This window comes from Taibaiella soli (genome assembly GCF_003236175.1).
GTDB lineage: Bacteria > Bacteroidota > Bacteroidia > Chitinophagales > Chitinophagaceae > QKTW01.
Genome location: NZ_QKTW01000002.1, coordinates 257711 through 270799 on the forward strand (window position 1 = coordinate 257711; position 13089 = coordinate 270799).

Sequence of the window (13089 nt, forward strand, 5' to 3'; positions counted from 1 at the left end):
TAACCGCCTTCGCTTTACGATTTTATAGGTGTAACTGTGAAGTTTTTGATAAAAAAATATAAAATATGTAATCATTCTCGTTAAAATCACGGAACTTTGCGACGCAAATGGGTTCCTTGTCCATAGAAACTCAGGTGCAATTGACTGGCAGTTAGTTAAAAAGCTGCCTACTGAATCATATGAGTTACCGGATTTCCGTGAAGCGACAACATTATGGTCGTCTGCTTCTGATGTCACTGTTAGTTGGAATTTTTGCGTCAGCATTGGCTTTTGGCCTGAAACACCTTACCGAACACGTAGAGACTTATGTGTTTAGTAATTTCTCCAGATCTTCCGCTTGGTTTATTATTCTTCCTTCTGTCGGAATGACCGCAATTTATTTTCTGCGGAAATACTTCTTCAAGGGAAAAGCGAATAAAGGTGTTAAAGAAATTTACCGCACCATTGAAGACCGTAGAGATGAACTCCCGGCGTATAAAATTCCATCCCATTTTATTAATGGTTTTCTGACGGTAATTTTTGGAGGCTCCACTGGTGTTGAAGTTTCGACAGTAGTTGCAACTGCGGCAGTAGGGTCGGCGGCTTATAATAAAAATGCAGTTGCTAAAAGTTATAAAACAGAATTGATCTGCGCAGGCGTTGCTGCCGGTGTGGCAACCTTATTTAATAGTCCGCTCGGTGGGCTGTTGTTTGCGATTGAAGTGATTTCACGCAGAACAGACAAGTCGGTATTGCTGGCTACACTTTGCGGCATTTTACCTTCGGCGATCTTGACATTGTTCTTACACGAAGAACCACTGTTTCATGTTTCAACGTCTCCGTGGAATCCTGATGCGACCTTTGCTGTAATTGTTTTATGTGCGATGTGTGCGTTCATTTCCATTTACTTTACGCGCGTGCTGATTTATGTGAAAAAGAAATTCGCAGCGATCGACAATAATTTTCTGCGCGTTAATATTGGTGCACTGATTGTGGGTGTTTCCATTTACGTGTTCCCTCAGTTATTTGGCGATAGTTACCATGCGGTCAATTCGCTGTTTGCTGGCGGCACCATCCAGTATTCCCTGAAAATAATTTTACTGTTGGTCAGCCTTATTGCATTGAAGCCATTAGTCGCATCACTGACACTCGGTGCCGGCGGCGATGGTGGGGTCTTTGCACCAAGCATTGTAGTAGGTGCAATCTTAGGTGTAGTTACCGCTACGACTTCCAATCATTATTTCGGAACGCATTTTTCACTAGGTAATTTTATGGTGTTCGGTATTGCTGCAGCATTGAGCGCGGCTATTCACGCACCACTTACTGCCTTGATGCTTGCTTGCGGCATTGTGCCGGGCGGGTTTGCTTTGATCGTTCCAACATTCCTGGCTTCTTTTGCGGCACGCTATATTGCACATTATTTCTGCGAATACACTGTATATAGTTACGAGAATCCGTCATCAGAAAAATATCCGCATCGTTGGGTAAGACAGATTTACCGTGATCGGGTTAATAGAGATTAAACTTGCGAACGCCTTTTGTGGCGGCATTGCAGTGGTGATATTTAAAAAAGCAGAGACTCATGTCTCTGCTTTTTTAGTTGGTTGTGTCGTCAATTGATTTGCCTTTTCGTTTTTAAGACTGATATTTCGCCTTTGAGTAATTTCCAGCAAGGGACCGCGAGACAGGCGCCTATAACCGGTGCCAGCAGATAAATCCATAAATGGTGGATATGCCCTGATACAACAGCCGGAGCAAGAGAACGCGCAGGATTCATAGAGGCGCCACTTATTGGTCCGGCAAATAAAGCTTCCAAACCCACTACGCCTCCAATGGCAGCACTGACGAACACTGCTCGCATTTTGCCTTCGGTTGCTACTTTTAGAATTGTCAGCATAAGAAAAAATGTAAGCACCAGTTCAATTACAAAAGACTGTAAGTCTGAACCTGCAGGTATCGTAGCACCCAGAAATGTATTATGAGGAAAGACTAATTTCAGAAAAATGCTGGCCAAAAGCGCACCGGTCAATTGACTGAGAATGTATGGTAGTAATTGTTTGGCCGGAAATTTTCTTGCTATAGTAAATGCTACACTTACCGCGGGATTGAAATGAGCGCCTGAAACATTTCCCAGTGCATAAATCATACTCATCACAATCATTCCAAAAATCATTGCAATACCGAAATGCGTCACCACACCACCGGAGGTTTGATCGATGATGATGGCACCCGTGCCGCAAAATACAATGGCGAAAGTACCGGTCATTTCTGCAAAATAGTTTCGCACCACTAGTTGAAATGTTCTTTAATAAACGTTTCGCAGTAGATTTTGATCTGTTGTCTTACTTCGCGGAACATCTGCTTTATTTCGTCTTCAGTTCCTGTAGCTTTCGCCGGATCCGGGAAGTTGTGATGAAATTGTGCTGCTTTGTTCGGAAAGTATGGGCAAGCTTCTTTGGCATTATCACAAACAGTAATGACGAGGTCAAAGTCGATATTCCTGTATTCGTTTATGTTGTTTGAAGTATGCATTGATATATCAATTCCATCTTCGGCCATCGTCGCAATAGCTTTCGGGTTTACGCCATGAGTTTCAATTCCTGCGCTATAAATTATTGCCCTTCCATTAGCAAAGAATCTTAAATAACCTTCTGCAATCTGGCTGCGGCAGCTGTTTCCTGTACAGAGGACAAGTATCTTCTTCATGAATATCATTTAGCAGCAATCGCCACCGGGTGTACAGCAAGATGATTGGATCGTCAGTTCGGATAATGATATTTTTTTCTTTTCAGGAATACCGCAAGCGTCTTGAGCCAGACATGCCGTTTGTTTTGACTGGAGCAAAAACTCACAGCCGTTAAAGTCTAAACCGAATTTTCCTATTGTGTTTTGTTGATATTCAACTTCGATTTCGAGATCATCGCTGCCTAGTATCGGACTGGATAAGTTTAGTATGTGCAGGAATTTTTGCGGTGCAAGACGGTGGTCATAATCGCCGGCTTCCCAGAGCTGAAAATTGGCCATCGTTTCCTTGCGTTCAGTTCCGCCACAGTCTATAAAATGTTTTGTTACCAGTCCCACCTCCGTAACATGAAAGTGCATTGGCAATATCGTTCCGTCTGGCAGTTTGAAAACAATCGCAGAAAGATTTTTTAATGCTGATTTAAGTTCGGATATCTTCATTGTTCGTTTCTTTTAATCGCAATATTACGATGAATGAAGTAAAAAAACTTAGCAGCAGTTTTCGTCTGCTGCGCAATTTTTTGCTTCAGAACTGCGCGTTACCTCCGGGCTACAGCGGTAGTGGCCTTCCGGAATGTCTGTGAAAAAAGCAGATAAAATGTCCCTGATTTGATACCATGAAGTTGGATTAATGCAGTAGCAGACGCTAGTTCCATCTACAGTGCCTTGTATTAGTCCTGCAGTTTTTAATTCTTTGAGATGCTGTGAAATCGTAGCCTGAGCGAGTCCTATTTCATCAACAATACTTCCGCATACGCAAGCATTTGTTCTTAAAAGGAATTGAAGAATTGCAATACGCGCAGGATGGGCAATCGCCTTCGCCATGTTGGCAAGATCATTCTGTTGTTGTGTGAATAAACCGGATTTGGTGGCTCCCATAGTGACTAATACTCACCACAATATTATAAATCATTTTTCTGTTTTCAATATTAATTTAACATTAAATTTTACATTCGTTAATCGGCTGAAACCGATAATGGGCGCTGTTATCAGTTGGCGTTTCTTTTTATCTTTGGCATGATTTTTATATCACACCGCGATGCAATTTTATGTGCTGAAACATTTTGCTGAAGGCAAAATGTTTCTTAATCAATATCGGGCTGATGATTCAGCATGAAATTGGGTTATCCGTATTCGTTACCCCTGTACTTTTTTATCCTCAGTGGTGGTCATGATGTGGGTTTTGCGATGGCCGTTTATACGTGCCCATAATGTTTCCCTGCGCAATAATATGTCCTTCCATTTCCTGCTGCAATGCCGTTTTATCCGCCCCTGCAGGTAGGTCAATATCTGTGTCCAACGCGAAAATGTAAAAGAAATACCGGTGCGTGCCGGCTGGTGGGCAAGGCGCATGGTAGCCAGTTTTTCCTGCACTGTTGTTGCCGCTTATGCCAGGGTTGCTGTCTTCTTTTATTTCCTTTATGGGATCAATATTCCATTCAATCCAATGGTCAAAAATTCCTTTTGGCGCATCCGGATCTTCTGCAATAAGTGCCAATGTTACTGTATTCGCCGGCAGTCCTTCAATTTGTAACGGAGGATTTATTCCATCGCCATCACAAGTGTATCTGGCAGGCATGGGACCTTCATTGATGAAGGCTGAACTCGTGATTACTAATGTCTTTGTTTCCATTGAAATGATTTTTAAAGAATGAAGCGAAATATTCCAGGCAGGTTGGTATACGAAATTACGAATTACAAGGTCTGCGATTTTTTTCTGCTTCCACAAATTCTGTTTTATAGCGAAACGTCCGGATACCGAAAATGCGGAATGCGCTGACAGAAATGGATTTAAAAACAGTGCCAATATATCGGCTTCGACGAAATAGTTTTTTCCATCGACGAAATTTGTTTGCAGCATGTCGAAGCATAGGGCGTAGATGTCGAAAAGCAATGTGGATGGCCTTTTGGGCGATGTAGGTTTGCATCAACAATCAATCAAAAACAAACTAAAAAACACAGTCATGAAAAACATCGCTTTAAAATTCGTCCTTGCTCTGGTTATCGTAAGCACAGCTGCTGCTAATAACAACACAGCCCGCGTTGCTACCTTCCAACGCCGTATCGGCAATCTCATCAGTTTTGAACTTGTTTCAGCTTTGGGATCAGAGGCTAAAATTGAAATCGAAGATCAACTGGGGAACATCGTGACAACCCGGTCTTTTTATAGCAACTCAGTGAATATCCCAACAGAAGAATTGAAAACTGGTACTTATAACTATACTATTTTCAATGGCGATAAAGCATCTGGTGGAACATTTAATATTAAATAGTCGCCGCAAGGGCAGTCAGAAGGTTTGAGGACAACATATAACGGTTAAAATAATAAATATGTATATTTACGATATATGTTTTTGGGATGAGTGGAAACAAAGCTATTGGTTTCGATGTGTTATTTGATAATGCATCTCTGGGAATTCTGGTGGCAAACCATCAGGGAACTATCCTGTTGACCAATCCATTTTTGCTTCGACAGTTTGGTTATGAGGAAACAGAATTAGTAGGTCAGGAGGTCGGAAAGCTTATCCCTGCTCGTCTTTATGAACAGGCACGACTGGCGAACCGTTATTTTTCTTCAAATGGAAAGCAGCCAAAAGAAGCGGGCATTGATTTATACGTCAGGCATAAAGATGGGACTGAATTTCCTGTTGAAGTGAGTTTGAGTCATTATGAGGCATCCGGCGACAAGTATATAATTGCGTACCTCAGCGATATTTCCAGAAGAAAGGAAGTAGAACAGGCGCTCCAACAATTAAATGATGAGCTGGAACAAAAAGTAGAAGACCGTACGCAAACCCTTACCGGTGCTGTGGAACAACTGGCTGCGCTGGTTGCCGAAACAGAAGCAAAAGACGCAGATTTGCGCACTGCGCTTGAAAAGGAGAAAGAACTCAGTGAGTTGAAATCAAGATTTGTGTCAATGGCTTCACATGAATTCCGGACACCGTTAAGCACAATCTTATCATCCGCTTACCTGATTTCTAAATACGAAGAAAAAGAAGATCATTCCAAAAGAGAAAAACATGTACACCGGATCGTGTCCTCTGTAAATATGCTGGCGGATGTGCTGAATGATTTTCTTTCTGTGGGAAAAATTGAAGAGGGTAAAATACAAGTGCGCTACAGCGTATTCGATATAATAGGGTATCTGACTGAAGTGGTAACGGAAATGAATTGTCTGCTCAAGCCAGGGCAGGAGATTGTTTACAGCCACCACGGAACACCAGATGTAAGGTTAGATCCTGCATTGACCAAACATATTGTATTGAACCTTTTATCCAATGCAATCAAATTTTCGCCGGCGCATACAAACATAAAGCTGAATACGGTGTGTAAAGATCAGATGTTTAGTTTATCGGTTACCGATAAAGGAGTCGGCATTCCTGATGAGGATCAGCAACATTTATTCGGGCGGTTTTTCCGGGGAACTAATGTTACCCATATTTCAGGAACAGGGCTGGGGTTACATATAGTAGGGAAGTATACCGAATTGATGAACGGCTCTATCGCTTTCAGCAGTAAAATTAACTGCGGAACCACTTTTAAGTTACAGTTCAATATTTCCGGAAATACTTAAAAACCACATCATGCAGAAAAAAATCCTCCTGATTGAAGACAATGCAGACATAAGGGAAAATATGGCAGAGATTCTAAGCCTTGCAGATTATCAGGTTTTTGCCGTGCAAGACGGTAAAGAGGGCATCAGCACTGCGTTGAAAGAAATGCCAGACCTTATTCTTTGTGATATCATGATGCCGGTGCTGGACGGTTATGGGGTATTGCATATGGTGCAAAAAAATCCTGTGCTGCAAGACACGCCTTTTATATTTCTCACGGCAAGGTCTGAGCGCAATGAAATTCGACGCGGCATGGAACTCGGCGCAGACGATTATATCACCAAACCTTTTGACGGAACTGAATTATTAAGCGCAGTAGATATGAGGCTCCGAAAGGCTGACCGGTTAAAACGGCCTGCTACAAGTATTTTACAGACGTCAGATGAATCTTGTGCGATATCATCCGGTAAAGATTTGTTGCTTGAGTTGGCAGGATGCGGTAATCTCAACCGTTATAAGAAAAAGCAGATAGTATATTGGGAAGGCAGTCATCCTACCCGTTTATTTTATGTGCAGAAGGGAAAAGTGAAAACATTCAAGCGGAATAACGACGGTAAAGAGTTTATAACCGGGTTATTTCGCGATGGAGATTTTGTAGGTTACACGCCTTTGATGGAAGACACGATGTACCGGGAAACTGCGGAAACACTGGAGGATACAGAGCTGGTTGCAATTCCCCGGTCGGAATTTGAAATTTTACTGGCAGATAATCCGGCTTTGATGAAACGCTTTGTTTGTATGCTGGCACAAAATATTGATGAAAAAGAAGAGCAGTTATTGTCAGTCGCTTACAATTCAATGCGAAAGAAAGTTGCGGATACATTGATCATGCTCTGCAATAAATACAATCCCGAAAATAATCCTGATTTCCAGATAGATCTTTCAAGAGAGAATATGGCAGCAATCGTTGGTGTAGCTAAAGAATCGCTGATACGGATGCTCAGCGAACTGAAAGACGAAAATCTGATTGGCCTGCAAGGAAGTAAAATTAAAGTGCTCGACTATCTGGCGTTGAAACAGATGTTCAATTAGCTGGTTCGTTCGCCAGAAACGATTGGAACGACAGAGTGTTTTCACTGGCATTGCTTGCCAGTCTCCGTACGTCCGCTTTGAGTCGTGTGCATTGCACTAAGTCTGCATCGGTGGCAATATCCAGTTTTAGTTTTTCTATCAGAATTCTCGCGTCATGTCTTAACAATGCAATGATCTGATCTTTTTCCAGAAAAGATTGTTGAAACCGTTCTGCTTTTTCAACAAACGCAGCATTTACTTCACGGCGCACTGCTTCAGACAGTTCTTCCTTTAGTCGGATATTCCGGTTCCCAAGCTCCTCCAATTCGATCTGCGCCTTTCGTACGGCTTCGATATGTTTAGTTTTTTCCAATGAGCAATTGTGTTAGGTCGTAAAAAGGATGTTTACCGGGGCAACTACCGGGCAAAAGTAATCTGCCGTTTTCTGGCGTTCAATGATGTTTGTCAGTCTTGAAAATGACGGTCATTAGTATTGGCTAATCAAAACAAAATCATGCCAGGATTGCCGTTTTGAGTGCGTTGTGTATTGGTGATATACGAAATTTATTTGCCTGCGGCTTTATTGTATGTTTTTGTTTTGGCTGATTTTTTTTGCCGCGGCGCGATTAGCGGCTGTACGATTCTTGCAGTTATCAGCGATGCGCGATTTTCTGATGTTGTTTCTGCCAATGTGATATCGTCGTGAACGGTACTAATGATGTTATTCGGACACTAGCGATTTAATATTTTTAATTATTGCCGATTGCGGTAGGTTTAACCATCATTGGTTAGTCATTGCATCCATTTTAATGCCAGCGCTGAGGGCAGGGTATTGATGATTGCGTCTGTAACGTTGAATGAATTGGGCACTGTTGATTTTAGACTGGCGCAGAATATGCTTCAAGGTGTTTATCCTCTACCGATAAGTGTTAATGAAACTATTTATTTTTTACACGCGAAAGACTGTTCTGCCGGGCAGTCTTTTTCATTAGAAGCAGTATATTGTTGCATGGTAAAAATGGTGTTGAATACAATTTTGTTTTTGTCTCAGGATAGCCGGACAATCATTTTCGGAATTGGCGCTTTGATTGTTTTAATCACAATATTGGTGTGGATGCGCCGGCAGGGTAAGCGATAGTTTGTTGACGGAAGCGACTTTTTTAACTAATCCCGCACATTCGTTGGCACATCTTTGTTATGCGTTTAGTGAAATGTGTAACTCATGAGAAGGACATTCATTTTTTCTGCTGCATTTCTTTTAATGGCCGCAGAGCAGGTACGGGCACAATCTTCGGATATCACAACCAGAAACAGCTGGCTAAAGATCGGCGCTAATGTAGGTGTTCCGGTAGGGAACATCAGCGATTACAGCAGTTTTACTGCAGGCCTTGAATTAAAAGGTCAGTTCCTCGAAACGCCACACCTCGGTATCGGTTTGACCACAGGTTACAATCATTATTTTGCCAAGAATGGTTTTCAGGATTTCGGAACCATTCCGTTGGGGGCCTTTATTCGTTATTATCCGCGCAGTAAAGGATTCTTTGCAGGACTGGACCTTGGTTACAGTTTCGTAACCGGCTATGACGGCGCCACCGGTGGTTTCTATCTGAAACCACAACTCGGTTACCATAACTATAACTGGAATTTCTTCGGTTACTTTAACGATGTATTTCGCAGCACCGATGATGGCGGCGATATAGGAAGCGTGGGCGTTGGTGCCACTTACAATATTCGATTTAGAAAACATAAATAGCGGAAATGTGCTATCTCTATTGGGATCTGATTGCGAAACTCAGGAAAATAGGAAGAGGTCTCCACAATGGAGACCTCTTTTCTTTATTACAAACCAGTCCGATGACCCGAACCTAAAGCCTACACTATTCTTTTATCAGCTTCTGCACATCTACACTGCCGTTAGCTTTTGTAGTTTTCAACAGATAGATTCCCGTTCCCAATTGGTTGATGTGAATCATCTGACGATTGACAGATTGCTCCGGCGTGTAGCGATATAATACTTCTCCCGAAAGCGATACAATTTCCAATCTGGTAATGAATGCAGGGCAAGTAACAGTGATATCTCCCGCTGTTGGATTTGGATAAACAGATACGATATCAGATGCCGCAGCACAATTACTGAGATTCACAGGTGCGATAGCGCTGTAGCTGATTTTGCCATTTGCTTCCCGGAGCTTGAGGCGATAGTACCAGCGTGCAGCACCAGGATTTGCATCCGTAAAAGTATAAGTTTGTTTACCTGTTTTTGATTCTAGTGTTGCTACGGTAACAAATTTATTGTCGGCACCGCTGCGTTCCACGTTAAATTGAGTAAGATCATCCGCAACCGCATTCCAGTTCAATACGGCATCACAGTTTTTAGCATTGGCTCCAAATGAGGTAAGATTTACTGCCAGAGGTGCTATGATGGTTACCAGATAATCTTCAACCTCCCCTTGTGGCGTAGCACCAAATGGATAAGCAACAGTAGAAGAGTCGCTGGAAAGACGCAAACGCAGGTAGCCACTTGTTGCTGTGAAATTCTGTTTCGGTCCGAAGAATACTACATTGTAAGTAGCATTACCGCTATTGGCCGGAACCAGAATTCTGCCGGATGTTTTTCCTTGTGCATTAAAATTGCCGTTGTTGTCGTAGTCGAGGAAACCACTGATGTATGCAGGATTGGCAGTTGTGTTGGTAGCCGTTACCTGAAACATTACAGAATCACTGTTTACGGTTGGTGTGGTAGATACCAGCCCGTCTTCCTCATTGCCGTCACCATCTGCGTTAGCGCTTGCTTTGGCTGTTGCTTCAGTACCTGGTGCAATAACACCGAGCGAAAGACCTGCAGCCACGGTAGTGCCCGCTGCGATAGATACGGTGCTGTCACCAAGATCATATCCTAAAGGAGCATCGCCATAATCGAAACTTACACCGGTAATAGGTACCTGACAATTATATGCAGCTTCACAACCATCGCTCGAAAGCACATGTATTGAAATTGCCGCATAACGGTTGGCAACATCAGTTGGTGTTGGTGTATAGACAGCGGTTGGTACAGCAACAGAACCAGCGTTGACAATATCGCCAGATGATGCACTCGTTAAGCTAACACTTGTGGCGTTGGTTGTGGTAGCGTTCAGACTGATGGTATTTCCTGCTGCGATGGCTGCAGGGCATGTCCAGCTGATGGCAGGCGCAGCATTTACCGTTACGCCTGTTGCATCCTGCACTGTATCAGTGCTGCCGCCTGCATTATATACAGGAGCAATTCCGTTTACAAAAGAAGCCATGTTGAAGTTCGCGGAACCGGCAGCAATATCTATCTGGAAAGTACTTGTACCAGAAGGCAGTTGTTGCAACGGTAATTGTTGCACGCCACTTTTTCCGGAGAGGGCATAACTCACGTTTGGATAAGCTGGATCCAGCAATGCTGGTTGTGCCAGTTGCAAACCATTAGTGAGATTGTATGGTTCACCTGCAAATGTGGCGCCTGTACCTGTCAGATTCAGATTTTGAATCAGGTTGTAGAACGTGATGCCAGCCGGAGCAGGTTGTGTGTTCGGATTGTTGATCGTTACCGTTGCTGTTACATATGTGCCAGGACCTGCGCAAATGCTGGTTGGTGTAATGCTTACACTAGTAGTGATCTTTTGTGGCGTTTGCGAACAACCCGAAGACGCAGCAATCGTTACATCGTCGCTTGTATGAGCGGCCAGCGAACCATTGTAGCCATAGAGGCCGGTCAATGATCCGACAGTAAAACCTGTATCTGGAAGAATGAGTGTATTTGGAGTGCCTGTTGTTACAATTACGCTTGCATCAAATGTATTGGCGAGTGTGGGCGCTGCAAGTGTATCCTGCATTACATAAGTGTAAGTAACGGTTTGGCCGGGAGCGATGTTTGGCGCTGGTTTGTATGTTATCTGGAATGAAGAAGCAGAATAAGGATTAATAGTGCTTAAATTTTTAGGACCATGCCAAAAAAAGGCCATCTCGGCATTGTTAGTCCAGCCAGTTTGGTTTACCAGCTCTTGTGCAATTGAAGTCACGTCGACAGTTTGGAGTGAGGTATTTTGCGCGCCGGGAACTTGTACCGTTGCGCCTGTGTGATGTGCCGCCCAGGCGTCCCCCGGATGGCTGGCAGCGTTATCCCAAATACCTGCATTCGTTATTTTGATCCCGCCAATAATGGATGATACGCCATTGAATGCGCCACCCACTTGCGCTGTCAGTTTCGCCGAGATAATGGTGGCGCCATAAGGTACGCCAGATCCTGCACTTGTCGGGGGAAAACTATATACACCATTGGTAATATAGCCCAGTACCCCTCCCGTATAATTAAACGTAGCACCTTCCGCTGATGTGTAGCCGTTAATGGTGGCGGGGCTAACGAGTGTTCTGGAATAACCATCATAACCTGCCGTGGCTATGTCCGTTCCCGGATTAGCCATGCTGGCGGTTTGTACAACGGAAGCATCAATTGCATCATTGGTGCTGCTTATGAGTACAAGATTGGTATCGCCTGTAACCAGTTGCGGTACCACATTATTCGCGACAGCGCTGCCGGTATTGGTAATCTGTACCTGATACATCACTTTACGATCACAGGTCACCGCTGTTGCTTTATTGGTTACCATCAATTGTGCGCCGGAAGGGCAGCCAGAGCCAGATGCTACATTGCTGACATTATTATACGGATTCTGTTCCAGCGTATCGATGAGTCGTGATCTCAGATAATAAGGCAATGGTGCAAGTGCATGTCCGTTGCTGGTATCGAGATTCACTACTGCTACCACATTATTTTGACCTTCAAGGCCCGCATTGGTGAAGGTGTACGATTGGGAACTTCCTGTTGGGATGTTTTGTGCGGTTCGTTGATCAACAGCAGTGAGCGTTGCGCCGGCCATTGGACTGGCGTTATAGAATGCCGTTTGTATCGGGCCTGAATAATCGCTGGTGCCTGTGTTTTTTACAGTATAGCTAACGGTATTGTTGCTACAGTCATAGGCATCGATGTTGACGGAAAGATCCCATGTAGCTGCTGCTACCGCCGTACAGGAATTTGTCAGCAGGCTATTAATAGTAGTAGCAGCGTTAGCACTTAGTGTTGCATAATCGGCTTCCTGGTAGTAGAGACCTGGCGTGGCCGCCATACCCAGAAGCGGGATACCCGCGGCATCTGCAACTGCGATCACAACCACTACACCGCCTGCCTGTTGTACGGCATTGGCATAATTAATTAATCCTGCACTAGCCTGACCAAGAGATGCATCGGTTATAATTAATAATACCTTTCTCGCATTCCGGCCACTAACAGGCGTTGTATTAATATTTTGGTAACCGTTTAATATTGCCTTGGTTACATTGGTTCCTCCATTAATGGTACGGGCTGCGTTTTTGTACGCGACAATGTCAGACAGATCCGTTGTATAATTTAGTCCCGCTGTGAGAAAATTGTATTGGGCATAACCGTCGCTGAATTCCGCCAGGGCAATACGGTTTTGTGTGTTGGCGTTGCCGAGGGCATGTGCCTGAGCCAGTTTTACAATAAAATCGCGGGATTGTACATTCTCTGTAGCATCTACAGAACCGCTCTGGTCATTGACGACCATGATATCCAGGCCGCATTGGGCAAAGGATTTGGTGGCCACTGTGGTGGACAGTAGCAAGAGAAGCATGGGTAATGTCTTCTTCATAGTTGTAACCTTGAGTTTTGAAACGAAAGCATGAAACGAAAGCATTG

The 13089-nt window shown here is 43.7% G+C and carries 12 protein-coding genes; 5 read left to right on the forward strand and 7 right to left on the reverse strand.

Annotation, left to right across the window (positions count from 1 at the left end; genetic code table 11):
* Positions 1 to 179: 179 nt before the first annotated feature.
* The gene (locus DN068_RS01270; RefSeq protein WP_110997062.1) at positions 180 to 1502 is read left to right on the forward strand and encodes a chloride channel protein; all 1323 of its coding nucleotides are present in this window, start codon (positions 180 to 182) and stop codon (positions 1500 to 1502) included.
* A gap of 89 nt (positions 1503 to 1591) precedes the next feature.
* Here DN068_RS01270 and DN068_RS01275 read toward each other — a convergent pair whose 3' ends face one another.
* The 5 genes from DN068_RS01275 to DN068_RS01295 form a co-directional block, all read right to left on the reverse strand.
* Positions 1592 to 2269, reverse strand: coding sequence for an aquaporin (locus DN068_RS01275; RefSeq protein ID WP_317047129.1), 678 nt, complete (start codon positions 2267 to 2269; stop codon positions 1592 to 1594).
* Positions 2269 to 2685, reverse strand: a complete 417-nt coding sequence (locus DN068_RS01280) for an arsenate reductase ArsC (protein ID WP_110997173.1) — start codon at positions 2683 to 2685, stop codon at positions 2269 to 2271. The genes DN068_RS01275 and DN068_RS01280 overlap by 1 nt, the downstream gene beginning before the upstream one ends.
* Before the next feature lie 9 nt (positions 2686 to 2694).
* The gene (locus tag DN068_RS01285; RefSeq protein WP_110997064.1) at positions 2695 to 3162 is read right to left on the reverse strand and encodes a DUF6428 family protein; all 468 of its coding nucleotides are present in this window, start codon (positions 3160 to 3162) and stop codon (positions 2695 to 2697) included.
* Between the two features lie 48 nt (positions 3163 to 3210).
* Entirely contained in the window at positions 3211 to 3600 is a 390-nt protein-coding gene (locus tag DN068_RS01290) for an ArsR/SmtB family transcription factor (protein ID WP_110997065.1), read from the reverse strand.
* 280 nt (positions 3601 to 3880) lie between these two features.
* Positions 3881 to 4354 (reverse strand): YbhB/YbcL family Raf kinase inhibitor-like protein, encoded by a 474-nt coding sequence (locus tag DN068_RS01295; protein ID WP_110997174.1) that lies wholly within the window; start codon positions 4352 to 4354, stop codon positions 3881 to 3883.
* A gap of 331 nt (positions 4355 to 4685) precedes the next feature.
* On the opposite strand from DN068_RS01295, the gene DN068_RS01300 reads away from it, so the two are divergent.
* The 3 genes from DN068_RS01300 to DN068_RS01310 all read left to right on the forward strand — a co-directional run bounded on the left by DN068_RS01300 (position 4686) and on the right by DN068_RS01310 (position 7370).
* Positions 4686 to 4994, forward strand: coding sequence for a hypothetical protein (locus tag DN068_RS01300; RefSeq protein WP_123985193.1), 309 nt, complete (start codon positions 4686 to 4688; stop codon positions 4992 to 4994).
* Positions 4995 to 5080: 86 nt separating this feature from the next.
* The gene (locus DN068_RS01305; protein ID WP_110997067.1) at positions 5081 to 6298 is read left to right on the forward strand and encodes a sensor histidine kinase; all 1218 of its coding nucleotides are present in this window, start codon (positions 5081 to 5083) and stop codon (positions 6296 to 6298) included.
* A gap of 10 nt (positions 6299 to 6308) precedes the next feature.
* A complete protein-coding gene (locus DN068_RS01310) occupies positions 6309 to 7370 on the forward strand; it encodes a response regulator (protein ID WP_110997068.1) in 1062 nt (353 codons plus the stop codon).
* Here DN068_RS01310 and DN068_RS01315 read toward each other — a convergent pair.
* Positions 7363 to 7722 (reverse strand): hypothetical protein, encoded by a 360-nt coding sequence (locus DN068_RS01315; RefSeq protein ID WP_110997069.1) that lies wholly within the window; start codon positions 7720 to 7722, stop codon positions 7363 to 7365. The genes DN068_RS01310 and DN068_RS01315 overlap by 8 nt on opposite strands.
* 849 nt (positions 7723 to 8571) lie before the next feature.
* Between DN068_RS01315 and DN068_RS01325 the strand changes: the two genes are divergently transcribed.
* Positions 8572 to 9102, forward strand: coding sequence for a hypothetical protein (locus DN068_RS01325; protein WP_110997071.1), 531 nt, complete (start codon positions 8572 to 8574; stop codon positions 9100 to 9102).
* 124 nt (positions 9103 to 9226) lie between these two features.
* Here DN068_RS01325 and DN068_RS01330 read toward each other — a convergent pair whose 3' ends face one another.
* Positions 9227 to 13042, reverse strand: coding sequence for a VWA domain-containing protein (locus DN068_RS01330; protein WP_165836245.1), 3816 nt, complete (start codon positions 13040 to 13042; stop codon positions 9227 to 9229).
* Positions 13043 to 13089 lie beyond the last annotated feature (47 nt).